The 16,844-nt window shown below is 35.6% G+C and carries 26 protein-coding genes, 26 tRNA genes and 1 rRNA gene; 44 read left to right on the forward strand and 9 right to left on the reverse strand.

Annotated features, from left to right (window positions below):
• The 27 genes from rrf to U8521_RS01485 form a co-directional block, all read left to right on the forward strand.
• Positions 1–91, forward strand: a 5S ribosomal RNA gene (rrf, locus tag U8521_RS01355); the annotation flags it as partial.
• 11 nt (positions 92–102) lie between these two features.
• Positions 103–175, forward strand: a tRNA-Val gene (locus U8521_RS01360).
• Between the two features lie 8 nt (positions 176–183).
• A tRNA-Lys gene (locus tag U8521_RS01365) sits at positions 184–256 on the forward strand.
• 24 nt (positions 257–280) lie between these two features.
• Positions 281–363, forward strand: a tRNA-Leu gene (locus U8521_RS01370).
• 62 nt (positions 364–425) lie between these two features.
• Positions 426–498: transfer RNA gene (locus tag U8521_RS01375), tRNA-Thr, on the forward strand.
• A 4-nt stretch (positions 499–502) separates the two neighbouring features.
• A tRNA-Gly gene (locus U8521_RS01380) sits at positions 503–574 on the forward strand.
• A 14-nt stretch (positions 575–588) separates the two neighbouring features.
• Positions 589–674, forward strand: a tRNA-Leu gene (locus U8521_RS01385).
• 13 nt (positions 675–687) lie between these two features.
• A tRNA-Arg gene (locus tag U8521_RS01390) sits at positions 688–761 on the forward strand.
• A 22-nt stretch (positions 762–783) separates the two neighbouring features.
• Positions 784–857 (forward strand) — tRNA-Pro (locus tag U8521_RS01395).
• A 37-nt stretch (positions 858–894) separates the two neighbouring features.
• Positions 895–968, forward strand: a tRNA-Met gene (locus tag U8521_RS01400).
• Positions 969–975: 7 nt separating this feature from the next.
• A tRNA-Ile gene (locus U8521_RS01405) sits at positions 976–1,049 on the forward strand.
• A 35-nt stretch (positions 1,050–1,084) separates the two neighbouring features.
• Positions 1,085–1,158: transfer RNA gene (locus tag U8521_RS01410), tRNA-Met, on the forward strand.
• 18 nt (positions 1,159–1,176) lie between these two features.
• A tRNA-Asp gene (locus tag U8521_RS01415) sits at positions 1,177–1,250 on the forward strand.
• Positions 1,251–1,290: 40 nt separating this feature from the next.
• A tRNA-Gly gene (locus U8521_RS01420) sits at positions 1,291–1,361 on the forward strand.
• 13 nt (positions 1,362–1,374) lie between these two features.
• Positions 1,375–1,449: transfer RNA gene (locus tag U8521_RS01425), tRNA-Ile, on the forward strand.
• 8 nt (positions 1,450–1,457) lie between these two features.
• A tRNA-Ser gene (locus U8521_RS01430) sits at positions 1,458–1,545 on the forward strand.
• A 9-nt stretch (positions 1,546–1,554) separates the two neighbouring features.
• Positions 1,555–1,626, forward strand: a tRNA-Glu gene (locus U8521_RS01435).
• Positions 1,627–1,672: 46 nt separating this feature from the next.
• Positions 1,673–1,762, forward strand: a tRNA-Ser gene (locus tag U8521_RS01440).
• 26 nt (positions 1,763–1,788) lie between these two features.
• Positions 1,789–1,862: transfer RNA gene (locus U8521_RS01445), tRNA-Met, on the forward strand.
• Positions 1,863–1,877: 15 nt separating this feature from the next.
• Positions 1,878–1,951 (forward strand) — tRNA-Asp (locus tag U8521_RS01450).
• 5 nt (positions 1,952–1,956) lie between these two features.
• Positions 1,957–2,029: transfer RNA gene (locus U8521_RS01455), tRNA-Phe, on the forward strand.
• Between the two features lie 4 nt (positions 2,030–2,033).
• A tRNA-Tyr gene (locus U8521_RS01460) sits at positions 2,034–2,116 on the forward strand.
• 4 nt (positions 2,117–2,120) lie between these two features.
• Positions 2,121–2,191, forward strand: a tRNA-Trp gene (locus U8521_RS01465).
• An 18-nt stretch (positions 2,192–2,209) separates the two neighbouring features.
• Positions 2,210–2,282 (forward strand) — tRNA-His (locus U8521_RS01470).
• Between the two features lie 8 nt (positions 2,283–2,290).
• A tRNA-Gln gene (locus tag U8521_RS01475) sits at positions 2,291–2,362 on the forward strand.
• 19 nt (positions 2,363–2,381) lie between these two features.
• A tRNA-Cys gene (locus U8521_RS01480) sits at positions 2,382–2,452 on the forward strand.
• A gap of 33 nt (positions 2,453–2,485) precedes the next feature.
• Positions 2,486–2,570: transfer RNA gene (locus U8521_RS01485), tRNA-Leu, on the forward strand.
• 183 nt (positions 2,571–2,753) lie between these two features.
• On the opposite strand, the gene U8521_RS01490 is transcribed toward U8521_RS01485, so the two are convergent.
• The 8 genes from U8521_RS01490 to U8521_RS01525 all read right to left on the reverse strand — a co-directional run bounded on the left by U8521_RS01490 (position 2,754) and on the right by U8521_RS01525 (position 7,289).
• Positions 2,754–3,956, reverse strand: coding sequence for a tyrosine-type recombinase/integrase (locus tag U8521_RS01490; protein ID WP_334351615.1), 1,203 nt, complete (start codon positions 3,954–3,956; stop codon positions 2,754–2,756).
• An 18-nt stretch (positions 3,957–3,974) separates the two neighbouring features.
• Positions 3,975–4,613, reverse strand: a complete 639-nt coding sequence (locus U8521_RS01495) for a helix-turn-helix domain-containing protein (protein WP_334351616.1) — start codon at positions 4,611–4,613, stop codon at positions 3,975–3,977.
• 182 nt (positions 4,614–4,795) lie between these two features.
• Entirely contained in the window at positions 4,796–5,446 is a 651-nt protein-coding gene (locus tag U8521_RS01500) for a hypothetical protein (protein WP_334351617.1), read from the reverse strand.
• A gap of 57 nt (positions 5,447–5,503) precedes the next feature.
• On the reverse strand, positions 5,504–5,797 hold the full coding sequence (locus tag U8521_RS01505; protein ID WP_334351618.1) for a hypothetical protein: 294 nt from the start codon (positions 5,795–5,797) through the stop codon (positions 5,504–5,506).
• Positions 5,798–5,815: 18 nt separating this feature from the next.
• Complete coding sequence (locus U8521_RS01510; protein WP_334351619.1) at positions 5,816–6,001, reverse strand: hypothetical protein; 186 nt, start codon at positions 5,999–6,001, stop codon at positions 5,816–5,818.
• A 15-nt stretch (positions 6,002–6,016) separates the two neighbouring features.
• Entirely contained in the window at positions 6,017–6,190 is a 174-nt protein-coding gene (locus tag U8521_RS01515) for a hypothetical protein (protein WP_334351620.1), read from the reverse strand.
• Positions 6,187–6,558, reverse strand: a complete 372-nt coding sequence (locus U8521_RS01520; protein ID WP_334351621.1) for a helix-turn-helix domain-containing protein — start codon at positions 6,556–6,558, stop codon at positions 6,187–6,189. Before U8521_RS01520 ends, U8521_RS01515 begins: the two co-directional genes overlap by 4 nt.
• A 38-nt stretch (positions 6,559–6,596) precedes the next feature.
• Positions 6,597–7,289, reverse strand: a complete 693-nt coding sequence (locus U8521_RS01525) for a LexA family transcriptional regulator (protein ID WP_334351622.1) — start codon at positions 7,287–7,289, stop codon at positions 6,597–6,599.
• 120 nt (positions 7,290–7,409) lie between these two features.
• Between U8521_RS01525 and U8521_RS01530 the strand changes: the two genes are divergently transcribed.
• Together U8521_RS01530 and U8521_RS01535 are read left to right on the forward strand one after the other, a co-directional pair.
• Complete coding sequence (locus U8521_RS01530; RefSeq protein ID WP_442886106.1) at positions 7,410–7,658, forward strand: helix-turn-helix transcriptional regulator; 249 nt, start codon at positions 7,410–7,412, stop codon at positions 7,656–7,658.
• A gap of 36 nt (positions 7,659–7,694) precedes the next feature.
• The gene (locus U8521_RS01535) at positions 7,695–7,874 is read left to right on the forward strand and encodes a hypothetical protein (RefSeq protein ID WP_334351624.1); all 180 of its coding nucleotides are present in this window, start codon (positions 7,695–7,697) and stop codon (positions 7,872–7,874) included.
• Here the strand turns inward: U8521_RS01535 and U8521_RS01540 are convergent.
• The gene (locus tag U8521_RS01540; protein WP_334351625.1) at positions 7,867–8,265 is read right to left on the reverse strand and encodes a hypothetical protein; all 399 of its coding nucleotides are present in this window, start codon (positions 8,263–8,265) and stop codon (positions 7,867–7,869) included. The two genes, U8521_RS01535 and U8521_RS01540, sit on opposite strands and share 8 nt — an antisense overlap.
• A 60-nt stretch (positions 8,266–8,325) precedes the next feature.
• Here U8521_RS01540 and U8521_RS01545 point away from each other — a divergent pair, with 60 nt between their 5' ends.
• The 15 genes from U8521_RS01545 (at position 8,326) to U8521_RS01615 (ending at position 16,571) form a co-directional block, all read left to right on the forward strand.
• The gene (locus U8521_RS01545; RefSeq protein ID WP_334351808.1) at positions 8,326–9,045 is read left to right on the forward strand and encodes a phage antirepressor KilAC domain-containing protein; all 720 of its coding nucleotides are present in this window, start codon (positions 8,326–8,328) and stop codon (positions 9,043–9,045) included.
• Positions 9,046–9,051: 6 nt separating this feature from the next.
• Positions 9,052–9,336 carry a hypothetical protein gene (locus tag U8521_RS01550; RefSeq protein ID WP_334351626.1) on the forward strand — a complete coding sequence of 95 codons (285 nt, stop codon included), beginning with the start codon at positions 9,052–9,054 and terminating at the stop codon, positions 9,334–9,336.
• A gap of 1 nt (position 9,337) precedes the next feature.
• Entirely contained in the window at positions 9,338–9,661 is a 324-nt protein-coding gene (locus U8521_RS01555; protein ID WP_334351627.1) for a DUF771 domain-containing protein, read from the forward strand.
• Complete coding sequence (locus U8521_RS01560; RefSeq protein WP_334351628.1) at positions 9,658–9,891, forward strand: hypothetical protein; 234 nt, start codon at positions 9,658–9,660, stop codon at positions 9,889–9,891. The genes U8521_RS01555 and U8521_RS01560 overlap by 4 nt, the downstream gene beginning before the upstream one ends.
• Positions 9,892–10,201: 310 nt before the next feature.
• On the forward strand, positions 10,202–11,035 hold the full coding sequence (locus U8521_RS01565) for a conserved phage C-terminal domain-containing protein (protein ID WP_334351629.1): 834 nt from the start codon (positions 10,202–10,204) through the stop codon (positions 11,033–11,035).
• On the forward strand, positions 11,032–11,535 hold the full coding sequence (gene ssb, locus U8521_RS01570) for a single-stranded DNA-binding protein (protein ID WP_334351630.1): 504 nt from the start codon (positions 11,032–11,034) through the stop codon (positions 11,533–11,535). Before U8521_RS01565 ends, ssb begins: the two co-directional genes overlap by 4 nt.
• 19 nt (positions 11,536–11,554) lie before the next feature.
• A complete protein-coding gene (locus U8521_RS01575; protein WP_334351631.1) occupies positions 11,555–11,779 on the forward strand; it encodes a hypothetical protein in 225 nt (74 codons plus the stop codon).
• Positions 11,780–11,803: 24 nt separating this feature from the next.
• The gene (locus tag U8521_RS01580; protein ID WP_334351632.1) at positions 11,804–12,256 is read left to right on the forward strand and encodes a replication terminator protein; all 453 of its coding nucleotides are present in this window, start codon (positions 11,804–11,806) and stop codon (positions 12,254–12,256) included.
• A 9-nt stretch (positions 12,257–12,265) separates the two neighbouring features.
• Complete coding sequence (locus U8521_RS01585; RefSeq protein ID WP_334351633.1) at positions 12,266–13,015, forward strand: hypothetical protein; 750 nt, start codon at positions 12,266–12,268, stop codon at positions 13,013–13,015.
• Positions 13,015–13,152, forward strand: coding sequence for a hypothetical protein (locus U8521_RS01590; protein ID WP_334351634.1), 138 nt, complete (start codon positions 13,015–13,017; stop codon positions 13,150–13,152). Before U8521_RS01585 ends, U8521_RS01590 begins: the two co-directional genes overlap by 1 nt.
• 24 nt (positions 13,153–13,176) lie before the next feature.
• Complete coding sequence (locus tag U8521_RS01595) at positions 13,177–14,949, forward strand: hypothetical protein (RefSeq protein WP_334351635.1); 1,773 nt, start codon at positions 13,177–13,179, stop codon at positions 14,947–14,949.
• An 8-nt stretch (positions 14,950–14,957) separates the two neighbouring features.
• The gene (locus tag U8521_RS01600) at positions 14,958–15,167 is read left to right on the forward strand and encodes a hypothetical protein (RefSeq protein WP_334351636.1); all 210 of its coding nucleotides are present in this window, start codon (positions 14,958–14,960) and stop codon (positions 15,165–15,167) included.
• Between the two features lie 2 nt (positions 15,168–15,169).
• The gene (locus tag U8521_RS01605; RefSeq protein ID WP_334351637.1) at positions 15,170–15,640 is read left to right on the forward strand and encodes a tyrosine-type recombinase/integrase; all 471 of its coding nucleotides are present in this window, start codon (positions 15,170–15,172) and stop codon (positions 15,638–15,640) included.
• Positions 15,624–16,019: a hypothetical protein gene (locus tag U8521_RS01610; protein ID WP_334351638.1), complete on the forward strand. Its 396-nt coding sequence runs from the start codon at positions 15,624–15,626 to the stop codon at positions 16,017–16,019. Before U8521_RS01605 ends, U8521_RS01610 begins: the two co-directional genes overlap by 17 nt.
• A gap of 111 nt (positions 16,020–16,130) precedes the next feature.
• On the forward strand, positions 16,131–16,571 hold the full coding sequence (locus U8521_RS01615; protein ID WP_334351639.1) for an ArpU family phage packaging/lysis transcriptional regulator: 441 nt from the start codon (positions 16,131–16,133) through the stop codon (positions 16,569–16,571).
• Positions 16,572–16,844 lie beyond the last annotated feature (273 nt).

The following is a 16,844-nucleotide window of genomic DNA, read 5'->3' on the forward strand; positions in this document are numbered from 1 at the left end:
ACCTGTTCCCATGCCGAACACAGAAGTTAAGCTTCTTCACGTCGAAAGTAGTTGGTGGGAAACTACCCGCGAGGATAGATAGTCGCTACGCTGTTTCATGATGGAGGATTAGCTCAGCTGGGAGAGCATCTGCCTTACAAGCAGGAGGTCACAGGTTCGATCCCTGTATCCTCCATTCATCATGAGCCGTTAGCTCAGTTGGTAGAGCATCTGACTTTTAATCAGAGGGTCGACAGTTCGAACCTGTCACGGCTCATTTGCAACATATATAACACACCATGCGGGTGTGGCGGAATTGGCAGACGCGCTAGATTTAGGTTCTAGTGTCCAGTGGACATGAAGGTTCAAGTCCTTTCACCCGTATTCAATATTGTTGTTGCAATATTGGGAAACATTCAGTATAATATGAAAGTTACGTATTTTATGCCGACTTAGCTCAGCTGGCAGAGCATCTGTCTTGTAAACAGGGGGTCGGAGGTTCGAATCCTCTAGTCGGCATAATGCGGAAGTAGTTCAGTGGTAGAACATCACCTTGCCATGGTGGGGGTCGCGGGTTCGAATCCCGTCTTCCGCTTTCATTATAGTAACGCCGGGGTGGCGGAACTGGCAGACGCACAGGACTTAAAATCCTGCGGTAAGTAATTACCGTACCGGTTCGATTCCGGTCCTCGGCACTATAATGAATATGCACCTATAGCGCAATTGGATAGAGTGTCTGACTACGAATCAGAAGGTTGTAGGTTCGACTCCTACTAGGTGCATTGCTCCAAAAGTATTAATCCTCGGGAAGTGGCTCAGCTTGGTAGAGCACCTGGTTTGGGACCAGGGGGTCGCAGGTTCGAATCCTGTCTTCCCGATAGCAACGAAAGTTGTTTTCTGTACGACATGTTTTATGGCGGTGTAGCTCAGCTGGCTAGAGCGTCCGGTTCATACCCGGGAGGTCGGGGGTTCGATCCCCTTCGCCGCTATTCTTCCGGACCTTTAGCTCAGTTGGTTAGAGCAGGCGGCTCATAACCGCTCGGTCGTAGGTTCGAGTCCTACAGGGTCCATCTATAAGGACCCCATTTATGATGTTTATTATTATCGCGGGATGGAGCAGTCTGGTAGCTCGTCGGGCTCATAACCCGAAGGTCGTAGGTTCAAATCCTGCTCCCGCAATTGGTTTTAAAAATATTTGGTTCCTTGGTCTAGTTGGTTAGGACGCCTGCCTGTCACGCAGGAGATCGCGGGTTCGATTCCCGCAGGGACCGTTAATAGATTTATCTATTAAAATGATGTCGCAAGGTTTATGCGGGTGTAGTTTAGTGGTAAAACCACAGCCTTCCAAGCTGTTGTCGCGAGTTCGATTCTCGTCACCCGCTTTGCCACTGTTATGGGCCTATAGCTCAGCTGGTTTAGAGCGCACGCCTGATAAGCGTGAGGTCGATGGTTCAAGTCCATTTAGGCCCACTATGTCTGGAGAAGTACTCAAGTGGCTGAAGAGGCGCCCCTGCTAAGGGTGTAGGTCGCTAACGCGGCGCGAGGGTTCAAATCCCTCCTTCTCCGTTTTTATATGACCCGTTGGTCAAGTGGTTAAGACACCGCCCTTTCACGGCGGTAACATGGGTTCAAATCCCGTACGGGTCATTGGTGCTAGTCACCAATAATTAAATAGTTTTACGTTTTAAGCAATGGAGGATTACCCAAGTCCGGCTTAAGGGAACGGTCTTGAAAACCGTCAGGTCGCGAAAGCGGCGCGTGGGTTCGAATCCCACATCCTCCTTAGTGGGTAGCATATATTTTTATTATCGCGGGATGGAGCAGTCTGGTAGCTCGTCGGGCTCATAACCCGAAGGTCGTAGGTTCAAATCCTGCTCCCGCAATTAGTTTTAAAATTTGGTTCCTTGGTCTAGTTGGTTAGGACGCCTGCCTGTCACGCAGGAGATCGCGGGTTCGATTCCCGCAGGGACCGTTAATGGCTCGGTAGCTCAGTCGGTAGAGCAATGCATTGAAGCTGCATGTGTCGGCGGTTCGATTCCGTCCCGCGCCATTTTGGAGGGGTAGCGAAGTCTGGCTAAACGCGGCGGACTGTAAATCCGCTCCTTCGGGTTCGGTGGTTCGAATCCACTCCCCTCCATATTAGGGATATAGTTTAAAGGTAGAACTACGGTCTCCAAAACCGTCGGTGTGGGTTCAATTCCTACTATCCCTGTTTCTACCTTTTATCATGGCGGTATTGGTGAAGTGGTTAACACATCGGTTTGTGGTACCGACACACGTGAGTTCGATTCTCACATACCGCCTATTTTATTGGGTTATAGCCAAGCGGTAAGGCAATGGACTTTGACTCCATCATGCGCTGGTTCGAATCCAGCTAACCCAATTGTTTTAAAAATGAATATGGCGGTATAGCCAAGTGGTAAGGCAGAGGTCTGCAAAACCTTCATCACCGGTTCAAATCCGGTTACCGCCTTTGGCCGATGCCTAAGTATTCAAATAATGAAATGCCGGTGTGGCGGAATTGGCAGACGCGCGGGATTCAAAATCCCGTTCCTGTATAAGGAGTATCGGTTCGACCCCGATCACCGGTATTGGATGGTTTTTAAAACCTTTTTTAAACCAAATATCAGTTAGCTCAAATTGTTGTTAAATCAATGGTTTGAGCTTTTTTTTGTTTTCAAAAGCTAATATGAAGTTTATAGGGTAGGTGCACAATTCTGCACATTTTTGGGTCTCCTGCACACCGTTTTGCACACTGCTCCCAAATGGGAACACTATAAATTCTCCAAAACTTCCATAGCTTTGACATCTTCACGCTCCTTATAATCTTTAAGAATATGGACATAGATTTTACTTGTTATCCCAATATTTGAGTGTCCTAGACGTTGGGAGACATATTCAAGAGAAAGTCCCTGGGAAAATAGGTAAGAGGCATGTGTGTGTCTTAACCCATGCATTCCAATATACTCATTCTTTTTTACCTTTGAATGTATTTTCTTTTCGATCTCTTTGTCATTCAAACCTTTTGACTTATAATTTTGAGTATCAATTGATTTAAGGTAATTCCTTAGTACTTTATTAGCTGCTGAATCACTTGGAATTTGATGCCTATTATTCATGAATACAAATTTATGTTTATTATCGAATCCCTGACGAAGAAATAGTTTTCTTTGTTGCAATTGTAGTTTCTTGAGAGAACGTTTAAGGTTATCTGAAATGGCTAATTCACGAACTGAACTTTCGGTTTTGGTAGGCAGAAATCCAGTTCGTTCTTTGTAGTCATAAGTTCTCTTAATATAAATTGTATTATTATCTAGATCAATGTTATCCCAAGTCATACCGGCTATTTCAGCATATCTAGCTCCCGTATCGAGTGCAAATACTATTTCGTATGCTGATATATTAAAGATACTTTCGTCCTTGAGAGCCATTTCTTTTAGCCTTGAGGCTACATCTAATTCAAGATACTTTAGATCAGCAGGTTTGCTTTTCTTGTTAGTTGTTATAACCAAATTTCTAGTAAAATTACGATGGATTAATTCCTCATCGATTGCTTCAGCAATGCAACTTTGGATATATCCATTTAAACGTTCGATACTTTCCTTAACGTGGTCTTTGGCGTAATCGTCAATGAAGCCTTGGTAATCCATCTTTGAAATATTTTTAAGAAGAGTGTCTTTAAAATAATTCTCGATGAACTTTTGAGCATTGATGTATTTATTGTCGGTACTCTTAGTGTATCTGCCAATTTTGTAAGCATACATCCATTCAGAAAAGTACTTGGCAAAAGTAATAGTCTCAGCCTTTTCTATATCAGTTTCATTTACTCGATTTTCTAATTTCTCGGCATATTTTCGGGCATCTGACTGACGTTTGAAGATTGTTTTTTGAATAGATCTTCTTTTGCCATTTTTGTCGTTATAAAATATTCTAAATCCATATTTACCAGTCTTTGGATTTTTAAAATATTGTGCCATGGCTTATCCTCCTTAGAATTATTTTGTTTTAACAACGTAAGCAATGACTTTACCAATTATTTTTAATTTGTCATCGTTGTTGAAACTTTGTGGTTTAAGCCTTGGGTCGTTTGAATCAGGAATTAGAATCGTCGTTTTACCTTTTGAATCATAGAAATAACGATTGATAACGATGCTTTTATCAAGCTCAGCAACAACAATGTCTGTATCGTTCAATTCGAGACGTGAACGAACTCTTTTAATCATTAGTAATGATCCATGAGGAAAGATTTTATTCATTGAATCATTGGTAGCCTTTGAAACAAATACGCTTTTATCTCCGGCATAACTGCCTGTTAAAAGGTCGGCAAGTATAATAGGCTTTGCGTTTTTTGAATTTATATCCTCGAAATAATCGTAAGAATCACTAAAGCCGTTTTGATTTGTTCCAGGGACTTCGTGTTGATTGTTAGTAAAACCCAAAACAAAAGCAGGGGATAAAGATAAAATTTTACAAAGAGTCTCAATGACATCTAAAGGGAGTATTCTTTTGCCATTCTCATATCTAGATAGGGATGACTTAGCTATTCCACTTGTTTCAGCAAGTTCATTAACTGACATTCCAATTTGCTTGCGAGCTTGGATGATAATATTGAGAATTTCTTCATTACTTCGCATTTTGGTTTCTCCTTTCTATAATTTCCGTTAGCTCAAGTGGAGTTAACGGTTATTTTTTTTGCTCTTTTTTTCATGAAATTTCTCCTCGTTCTTGATTTTGGGTAAAAATAAATAAGCCTACGTGAGACTTATTTATTTCACGAACGTTTGTTCAATGATTATTCTGTTAAATCATAATTATTTTATCTCTTAGCAAAGCTGACTTGTGTCATACCTGATACTTCAACTTTGTCGCCCTTATGTAGATTGACATTAACTTTAGGTACTTGTGACATATCTGTATCATCGCCTAATACTTCGTTAGTTGAATCACCGAAGGCACTCTTAGGAATAACGACAAAATTACCGCTTTGACCTTCTGCTGGGGTAACGGTATATTTACCTTTCTTAATATCTTTACCAACAATCCAAAAGCCAGTAGTTAAAGAAGATTTATTTTTCTTATGTCTTTTCTTAACTGGTGTAAAAGTTGCAGAAGTTAGTCCTTCGATTTTGACCTTATCGCCTTTACGTAAAGTAGCATTTACAGAAGGAACCTGTGCCATTGTAGGATCACTTCCAAGAATCTCGTTAATACCATCCCCATGGAGACTCTTTTTAGGAGTGGAAGAAATATTACCACTTGAACCATCTGAAGATGTAATGCTATATCTTCCAGGCTTGATTTCTGATCCAACTTTATAAGTTCCAGGAACCAAAGTTGCTTGTTTAGCTTTAGCAGAAACGACAATTTCTTGCGTTGGATTGATATTTAATCCCGGTGTCTCTAGAAAAGTAGTAGATAAGGTTACTGCAGCGATACTGGTTAATAAAATCTTTGAATATTTATTCATGGTTTCCCCCTATAAGTATGTCAGCTTTTAATGTCATCAGTATTTGGACAATAAGGATTATTTGTAAGTAATTAGGGTATGGAATCCTTCCATATCTTTGAACATTCCCTGATTTTTTAACGAATTAAATTTAATATCCAAAATTTCACAACCATCGTTTTGCATGTTAGTGAGTATTGAGTCAATCTGAGTCGTGTATTTATCTTCAGCACCAAATATTTGATTGATCCATTTGCTAAAACTATTAATCATAATTACATGGGTCATGCCATCATGCTTGATCAATGGCTTAACATTCTTTATATAAATATCTTCAGCACTATTTTTTTGATTATTTGTAAACATCCCCATAATAATTAACCCCAAATATTATTTTTTCTTTTTGTAACTAAATTCCCTGTCTAATTGTTCAACCAAATCAATTAAATTAAATCCGATTTGGACAGCATCTTCACCCAAATATGAATCGTCACCAAAAGGGACCTGTTTGTTAATAAATGCATTTCCCGCATTTGCTAACATTATTTCTCTAATATCATATTTTTCTTCAGCCATTGAAAAACACCGTCCTTAATTATTTCCCTTTAAATATTTACACATTTTTAACATATCTTGATATTGTTCTTCATTTTCTGGAACCTTCAAATCAAACGCAAAAAAGTCTGGATCATCTATATCTTTTCTAAGTCGTGCTAAAAAATCTTTAAAAGTCATATAATCTGAATCGGTGTATACATTTTTCATTTTTTTGAGTCTCCATTTCCTGTATTATTTCTAGTTGTAAAATCAATAAAACTTAAAATACTATCTAATTGATCACCAGTGATTTGAGTCGTAATTAATTTTTCAATTATTTTTGTATTGTTTGAGGGATGGTATTCATTATTACTTCGTACATTTTTTTGCTTTAGCAAGTCAGTCGTACTTAATTTATAGTGTTCAGCTAAGATTTGAAGAGATTTGGATCTTGGCATTTTATTACCATTAATCCAATCAGAAACAGTTGAGTAAGAAAAATTTAAAGAGTTAGATAATTTCGTGGCATTTTCACTATTTATCTTCATATATTCTTTTAAATTAGATGAGAATATTCTTTTTATATCTTCACTCATAATAAAGACTCCATATGCATATTAATTATAATTATTTTCTAAACTTCAACCGTATATACGACAACCTTGCCAACAATTTTAACGCTGCCAAAATCTTCATATCGATAGTTTATTGGTCTAAAAGATACATCGTATGAATCTGGACTAAAGGTAATGATTTTACTATTTGGATCGTTATAGAATCTCTTAATGGACATATCTCCACCATCTTGAAATACAACGATGTCACCATTAGTTAAGTCATTGATTGATTGGAATTTCTTAATAGCAATTAATGATTCATTAGGGATGACTCTATTCATGGATTCTCCATTTACATGAGATATAAATATGTCCTTATCGCCAGCATATTTACCCATGATTACATCTGATAAAACGATTTGTTCAGTATCATCCCTAGTAAAAGGGTCAACTTCCATTAGTACTCCAGCTGAAAGTCCAGCATTAAAATAATTATAGGAGTTTGAATTTGCTAAATGAATGACACTATTATTGTCATCTTTAAATGTTGAATCAATATCTGTTTTCTTAACACCGAAAACATCAGCAATTTTTTGAATAACACCAAATGAGGGTGCTGATCTAAGGTTTAAGTAATCACTTAAAGCACTTTTTGAAATGCCAGCTTTTTTGGCTAAATCGATTTGTTTCATTCTGTGTATATTCAATTGTTTTCTGATATTCTCGGATATTATTTTACGTCTTGTAATAGTATCCGTATTATCTGTCATATTATTTTACCTCATGCACACATTATAGTACGTACATTGCGTGCTTACAATATTGATGTACGTAAAATGTGAATCTTTATATTGACAATACGAAAAATGCGGACTAAAATTTAACTTGCAATGGAGGTGAGTATTATTAAAACAATTGAAGAATTGAGAAAAGAAGTTGATATCTCACAAGAAGAAATGGCTAAAATGTTAGAAATTTCGGCTAAGACACTTAGCAAGTATGAAACAGATTCCAGCAATTTACCGACCCCTATTTTAAAAAAATATATGAGTGTATTTAATGTTAAATTTGATGATATTTTTTTAGGTAAAAAGTACGAAATTTACGTCCAAAGGAAAAAGAAACTAAAAATAAAATAACAACAAAAAATATTTAACGAGAGGTGAATAGTGATCATGGATGAAGAAACTTTTGAACTACTAAATTCTATTAATGGAGCTTTAACAATGGATTTTGTAATGACTAATGGTGACGAATTTAAAAGACTATTAAAAAAAGCACAGCATGACAATGCTGTACTTCAAAAGGATTTGGAGGAATTATCACACTTCACACCAAATTTTAAAATTAAATAAGACCGACAATCTCAATAGGTTTTTTGAAGATGTAAAGGCCAAATGTCTTGGAACATGCGGGTTCTAAGAAAGTAACGTTGGTTATATCAGTCTTATCAAAATCGTATTCATTAGTAATAGAGAAATCCTCTAATTTTTTGAATAAGGAAGGGATATCTTCTAATAGATCAGATAGTGAATCTCTTGAATGTAAAGGATTAAATTTATTCGAGAGTTTGATATTGAGATTTGTATATGATTCGATGTTCATTCTATCCAACCAATTTGCTGTGAATATTCTGTGATCAGATTCAAAAAGTAGTTTTGTTTGATCAATTTCTTTTTGGTTATTGGAGCACACATTTGTCCAATTGTATGAGTAAACGAATGTTTGAACCTGTTTAATATTCATTATTTTCACCTCGATTATTTTGATCTAAGAAAATTATAACGTGAAAGGAGGCAAAATTTGATTAATAAATTAGTAACTATAAAAAATGACAAGCCTGTTACAAGCAGCCTTCAAGTAGCAAAGATATTTGATAAAAATCATAGGGATGTTTTGAAGGCAGTTGATGACTTAAAAAAAGGGGTTGCGCAAAATTTCGCAGACCTATTTTATGAGGGTCAATATACGCATCCCCAGAATAAACAAAAATACCGGATATTTTATATGACGAAAGATGGATTCTCATTACTTGCCATGGGATTTTCTGGTAAGAAGGCAATTAAGTTCAAACTCGAATACATCGATGCCTTTAATAAGATGGAACAACAAATTCAAAATGGTGGTTTTAACGTTCCAACATCAATGTCAGAAGCATTGAGATTAGCTGCAGATCAACAAGACAGAATCGAACAGATGAAACCAAAAGTTTTATTTGCCAATGCTGTTGAAACGAGTGATTCAAGCATATTAGTTGGTGAACTGGCTAAATTGATTAGCCAAAATGGTGTTGATATCGGCGCTGGGAGATTATTCAAGTGGATGCGTTCAAATGGTTACTTGATATCTGGAAATCGTTCAGACAGGAATCTACCCACTCAAAAATCAATGGATTTGAAGATATTTGAAATTAAAGAACGAACTTATAACAATCCCGATGGTTCTGTCAGAGTTACAAGAACTCCAAAGGTTACAGGTAAGGGCCAAACGTACTTTGTTAATAAATTTTTGAAAGGGATTCAATAATAACTTATGGATATTAGATCAGCAGTGTTGGAATCACGAAAGCGTGATGAGGAAACAAAAAATATAAGAAATAGGGGCTTCAAAGGAGTAGCACGTGAATCGTGGGTCTCTGATTCGATACCAGGGCCTAGGTTAATTGTAATACCTGGAAAACGTGGTTCCTGTGAGCTTGTTCCGTACGGTATTAAGAAAACTTATTCAGGCTGGAAACCTACGTTTGATGATTTGGTTGCTGATGATTGGTTTGTAACTGTTTTAACCAGAAAAATTGAATTGGAAGGTGGTGATTGATATGGAGATGCTTGCAAAGATTACAGCTGAGGAATTAGAAACTCTTGTTCAAAAAGCTGTGGATAAAAAGATTGCGCCTGACAAACCTGAAAAGATTTATACGACATTTACCGAAACAGCAAAATTATCCAGGATTGGAACAACTAGGTTAAGAGCCATTATTCATGATCCAGATTTTCAAGAACAGCTTGATTCTGATAACGGTGGTCCAGTTTACTATCCGTTTAATGGACAAGCCTACAAGTTTGATTACAACGGATTTGCTAAGTTTTGCAGAAGAAATATGAATCGAATCTTTAATTTAAAAATAAGTGAGGAATTATGACGATGAATGATTTAGCACAATTAGAAGAATACATACCAAAGTTAAAAGAAGATTATCAATATTCTGAATTAGCAAAGAAAATCGGAATGGCAATTTCATTAGGAAAACATTCAACAACAATGTCATTTAGTCAGCCTTTATCTAGTGAAGCAGTTGAGAACCTAATGAGAGCTAAAGTTTCATATCGTCCAAGTGGCGAAGATATTAATGATTATGTTTTTACATTTTAGGAGGTTATCAAATTGACGATATCAATTCCACCCATTATTTGGGTCCCAGTGCTGTTTTTCTTAATGGGGTTTATACTTAGACCTTTTTATGAGAATTCACTTGTACAGGATTATTTTGACCTATTTGGAAGCTACATTTGCTGTGATCCTGACTTTGAACAAAAGAAAAAAGCCCTTCTCAAAAAGAGAAAGGCAACGAAGATGTAATTGTCTGGCAGGACATAAGCATCTTCTGGACGTTTGTATAACTAACATCCCAACATGTTAATTATACAGCGCCTTTAGATTAAAGGGAATAAAGGTGATACACATGACTGAAGAATTAATTAGAGACTTTAAAGGGGTTTGGATCCCTAAAGAAATTTGGTTAGATGAGAATCTTAATAAGATGCAGATGTTGCTCTACGTTGAAATTGATAGTCTTTCAAGCAGTGAAAAGGGATGTTTTGCAAGCAATAAGCATTTCGCTAAATTTTTGCGTATAACACCTTCAAGGGCATCACAGTTAGTATCAGATTTGAAAGAAAAAGGATATATCAAAATTAAATTATTCTATGCACCTGACAATCCAAAACAAGTTTTAAAAAGAGAAATTTACCCAGTTAATAAATTTAGTGGGGTAGTTAATAAATTTGACGAACCTACTAAAAATATTAAAACCCCCTACTTAGAAAATTGTGAGGAGAGTAATACAGGTTTAGTAATACATAATAGTAATACATATAATGTCGGGCAACCCGACAATGTGCCTCCTTATCAATCCATAATCAAATACCTAAATAAAAAAACAAATAAGAACTTCAAGTACTCAACATCGAAGACTAAACGTCTGATTAATCAACGCTGGAAAGAAGGATTTAGATATAAGGATTTCGAACATGTCATAAATTTGAAAACAAAGGATTGGTTAGACACGGATATGAATTTGTATTTAAGACCAGAGACATTATTTGGACCAAAGTTTGAAAGCTATTTGAATTCTAAACCAGCTAAGAAAGATTCCAGCCATAACAACCACAAATTGAATAAAGAGCAATCGACTGATTGGGATGCACCAGAAAATCAATCGAAGTCTATTCATTCAAATCAAGATGAGCTTTTAAACAAGTTAGAAAAATTACGAGATAGAGGTCGTAAGAAATGATTAATAACGTAGTACTAGTTGGACGACTGACTAAGGACCCGGAAATTCAATATACACAAGGTGGCAATGGGGTTGCCTTTGTTAATTTCCAATTGGCTTTAAACAGAACATTTACAAACTCAAAAGGAGAACGTGAGGCTGACTTCATTGGCTGCCAACTATGGCGTAAGTCAGCGGAAAATCTAGCTAAATATGCTAACAAGGGTTCACTTATTGGACTTGAGGGAAGAATTCAGACTAGTTCTTATGAGAATCAGCAAGGTCAAAGAATTTATCGAACAGATGTCGTTGCGGATAGATTCTCATTGCTTGAATCAAAACAAGAAGCTCAAATTCGTCAGCAAAATAGCAAGCCTATTTCTCCAAAATCCCAAAATAACGAAATAGACAAGTCAAACAGCGGTTCTATTTCACCAAAACAGCAAAATGACAAAATGGGCGATCCATTCTATAACAATTCAAAACCAATTGATATTTCAGATGATGATTTGCCATTTTAAATAAGGTGGTGTGAATGATATGAATTACCAGGATATTTACAGGGATTTTGTTAGAGAGAGATTTGTAGATGAATCTCACAATATCATTCGTGCAATTCTTTATATTCATAGAAATTTTTATAAAACACCAAGGTCATTTCAACGGGCCGATAGAGAATTAGACGATGATATAAAAAATGAAATCATTCTTGGAGTTTTAAAGGATGACGAGTTAGCAAATAAATATAAATTATGTCGAATTTGATTATTAAACAAAGAGGTTAAACACATGACAAAAAAGTTAATCAATTTCAATTTATCCACGATGTCGGATGGTGGAGTACAAGAAAAATTTGAACAAGAGTTAAAAAAGGTTGCTGAAAATATCTTGGATCCAAATACCGATGCGAAGAAAAAACGTACTGTGACAATCACATTGACATATCTTCCAAATGACAACAGAGATGCTATCTCAGTTTACTCTGAAGTTAAGTCTAAGCTCGTTCCACAAGATGGAGTATCAACTACATTACTTGTTGGTAGAAACTCCAATACAGGCTCAATCGAAGCCAATGAGCTTAAATCTGGGGCCAAAGGACAAACTTATTTCGATGAAAATGGGGATGTTCGTACCGATACTGGTGAAAAAGTTGAAGATGTCGAAGACAAAAAGGAAAAAGGTAGTTCAAAAAAGGCTGCTCGAGTAATTGATTTACAAAAACAAAATACAAATAAGGCATAGGTGATAGAAATGGCAGATTTAACTTCTGAGGCAATTGAGAAGATTCAAGAAATGGCTGAAAAGGCCAATAGCAAAGATAGACTCGTTCAAATTAATGATCAGACCTATACTTTCGATAATTATGGGGAACCAAAATTAGTCATCCCTCAAAATCAAAGTAAGAATCGGGTTAGTGTATCAACCCTTTCTGGAATCGTTGGAATGATTAAGAACATGGATGAGAGAAAGGATAGCAAGTTATTCATTCAGGTTCTATCACCAACAAAGGTGCAAGTGTTTGGGGCATTAGATGTGTTTGGTAGACGTGAGGGATTGATCAATGCAGAAGCAATGATTCCTAGCTTTGATTTTGATGAATATTATGATGCTGAATCGTTAAATATTGCACTTCAAGCCCGTTTTGTTCAGACACCGGATAGAGATGTAATTTTGAAAGTCATCGGAAACTTAAAAGAACAAACGGTTCACTCGAGTGAAGATGATGGTGTAAGTCAATCAGTTCAAATTAAATCGGGTGTAGCTAGTGTTGCTGAAGTAAAGGTTCCAAATCCGGTTTCACTGAGACCATATAGAACTTTTATTGAAGTTCCTCAACCTAGTAGTAATTTCATTTTCAGAATGCGTGAAGGTATGGAGGCAGCATTATTTGAAGCTGATGGTGGTGCTTGGAAGAATGAGGCTATGCGTGGGATTAAAGAATATCTTGCCGATAATTTAGACGATGAAATTAAATCTAATCATGTGACGGTGATTGCATAATGAATAATAAACAAAGAGAAGCGATCATTGAATATTTTGAAGATCATTCAGTCTTTGATGATGACGAGGATCGTTATCAAGATGCGCTGGAAGCAACGTATGATATTGAGAATATTCTTAATGAATATGCAAACTGAAATAAATTTTAGGGAGATATTATTATGGGACTTTTATTTTTTAGGATAACTTTCATATTTATCTTTGCTGGACTAATACCAGCTATTGGGACTATAGGATACAGTATTTTTAAGAAAGATTATGTATCTGCCATTATAAATACAGTTGTTAATGGAATATTGATTCTTGCAGCTTACTTAATAATATTCATGTTAGTTCCAAATCAATATTTTGTTTCGATAGTTACATATAACTTAGTATCGTTGATAATTTCTTTGAGTGTAAATATTGTTCTCTTTAACATTCAAAACAATAATTTTGATTCAAAGGATATATCACTAACAAGTGTCATTTTTGCCTTAGTTTTACTTATAATCTTTGGATTATTTATATCCTTTATTAGATTAGGATCAACAAAAAGTTCGGCAAATACAGTTGAGACCAAAGTGAGCCAACAAGTTAGCAAAGCACCGATGCCAGTTATAAGTAGCAAGAACAAAGAAGTCGCTGTTGCCAATTCTGTGAAAACAGTTAAGGCACAAATTCAAAATTCTTTATCAAATGTTCCTAATTCAAATGTTTATGATGTGGATCACCTGAGGGTACAGACATATCGTGGAAAGATGGTTTATGTGGCTCCACTTGATTTTGATGGGTCATATTTTAGATATAGACATTATAAAAAGGTAGATGGCTATTTCATTGTTGATGCAACTTCAAAGAATGCTAAGCCAAGATTTGTAAAGAGGGAAATGAGATATACGCCATCAGCATATTTTGGACATGATGCATATAGAAGAATCTATTCAGAAGTTGCAGGTAGTAGCTACAGTATGGATGAGAATACTCCACAATTAGAAATCGATGATAATGGAAAACCTTATTATATTTCTACTCTGTATAAGAGAATTGGAATTTCAAATAGACCTAATTTTCAAGATAAGAAAGTAGCAGTATTAGACGCTGAAAATGATAACGTTAAAATTTATAGTTTAAAAGATAAACCTGAATGGTTAGACATTGCAGTTGATCCAACTATATCAAGTTGGCAAATTAAAGCTTGGGGACAAGAAAGAAATGGTTGGTGGAATGCTTATGGTATAGGCGGTTCCAGAGAGGGAGTCATTAAGTCGGTTAACAAGGCTGGTACTGAAGGAACAGATCAACAATTAACACCTGTGTTGTTCAATAAGCATATTTATTATTTTGCTTCAATGACAAGTACGAATTCTAAACAAACTTCTGTTTTAGGTTATATGTATGTTAATGCAGCTAATGGAAAAACTTACTACTATCGCGAAAAGAATGATGCAATGACTCCAGAAAGGGCATCTAGTTTAGCAGAGAATAGAATGAAACAAACTCAATGGAAATCTAGTATGCCGTTGCTATATATGATTGATGGCAAGCCTACATGGATTGTTTCAATGCTAGATGATAATGGTGCATTTATGAGCTATGTATATTTGTTAGCAAGTGGTAATGGCACACAGAGCACAGTTGCTGTAGGTAATGATGCAAAAAGCACTTTAGTTAAATATCGTTCATTATTTGGTTCTTCAACCGCTATTCCAACAGGCAAAGGAAAAACCACAAATATTGAAGGGAAAGTTTATAGATTAAACATTAGTGGCAGTAAAGTAAGTTTCATTTTGAATGGTGATCCAAGAATTTATACCTTATCGTTAAAAGAATTCCCAGAAGGTCAATTTATTCAAAGTGAAGATAATGTGAGGTTTAAGGCAAATATTTATCAAAAGTCTGGGGATGTAAAATCCGAGTTCGAAAATAAAACATTGATTGAAGGGAATAAATAGGCCAGAAGATGAGACAGACAAAAATATTTGAAGCCAGAAATCATCCAATGTTGATGAATAAAATAAAGTATTGGGCTTCAAAGACAAATGCGAAAATCATTTCGATTGATTCTGATGAAAATTTATTGAATCGTGTAACTGCAAGAGTTGTATATGAAATCAAAGAACCATTCTCGTTTTGGAAGAAATTAAGACTAATCATACATGGAGGAATTTAACGATGGACGAATTGAAAAAAGTAAATGTTTTAACAAAAGATGAGTTAAGGGATGTTATAGATTATGCCAATCATGGAAATATTAACCGAATTACAGGATTGGAACTTGCATTAGAACTAGAAACATCTATGAGGTTCTCTGAAATTATTAATCTAGAGTGGCAAGATATTGATCTTGATAATAAATGTATTGATGTTGTTGGCAAGACCGGTAGAAGAAAAGTAAATATCTCTGATTCTTTAGCAGACCGTTTTAATCAATTACGCAATGATCAACAGGAATTCTATTCAAAACACTCAATTATTCCAGGTAAAAAATATGTTTTTGTTAATAGCTTGCTACACAGACCCACACAAGAACATTTTAATGACGTTATTTCAAAGGCAGCAGGCAATAAGCAATTTAACTTTAAAACACTTAGACACACATTGATTATGGCATTGGAGGGATTTACTAATGAAGACAATAGATAGTTTCGATTTGGCATCACATGTAGAATTACAAGAAATTCTCAGTAAGGCAACTTCTTTTTATAAAGTTTACGATTCAGTCATAAATTCAAGAGGAATCTTAGGTAGATATGCGGATGATAACAAAGGAAATTCTACTTTTTGGGCGGATATTGCTGATTTATATGATGGTAGGGCAATATTTAGTACTGAGTTGCTTTATGTGATTAATTTCAAAATAAATAATCAAAATTTTTATCTTAATACATCAGTTGGAACAAGTCCTATAGCTTTTAGTAGTGACTCTAACGAAGGGACTAAATACACAATGGAAGATATTAATAAAATGAATCCAAAACTTAAATATCTAGCTATCCCGGTTGATCAAAAAGAACGAGAGTGATTGTTAATTCAATAGCAGCAAAAAAGACACCTACTCAAATTGGTAGATGTCTTTCGTGGTGATGTGTTGTTTTTTAGCAAATCCATTATATCACACGAGGGGCTGTTACTTATGAGTTTATTACCACGTATCAATGAATCAAAAACTCAGGATAATGTCAAAGAATACTTAAAAGAAGATTTTCCAAGATTAGTAATGCAAGCTGGTTATTCGATGCTTGAAGTGCAGTCCCCAAGTTTTGGCGGTGTCGGGGGAAGCAGCAATAGTTATAGAAATAGTTTAGAGGATAAGATAGTAGATCACTTTGAAGCACGTCCTAAAGTTATAGCTACTGTTAAAGCAATCAATAATTGTCCTGGTAAATATTCTGTTATTTTAAAAGAATTATATATTTTAAATCGAAGAGATTGGGAAGTTGAGAGGGATGTCAATTACGGTCATACACAGTATCAGAACAAGAAAAAGATTGCATTACTTTGGTTTGCGGATGCTTTTCAATCGACACAAGATTTTCATGTTTACGAAGAGGTTAGTTGGAAGCAGTTTACTTAATTTAAAAAGTGAACTTTTACCGAACAAAGACCGAACGACGAGTGAACCGGAAGTGAGTTATATTGATATTGTCGAAAGACATTAGAGGTAGCGATTCGGTTACTCTACCTGAAAAGGAGCAAAGTTTGACCTCATTGTTATAGATAGTTTTTTTTGATGAGTTATGATAACGCTCATCATTTTGCGAGTGTTGGTACTATTCAAAACTACTGTTTGACCCTGGACATCGTTGCAAAAATTCTTCCTTTCATAATATGGATTTGGTACTTCTTA

Source organism: Companilactobacillus miaonis (assembly GCF_036913615.1).
In the GTDB taxonomy this organism is placed as follows: Bacteria; Bacillota; Bacilli; order Lactobacillales; family Lactobacillaceae; genus Companilactobacillus.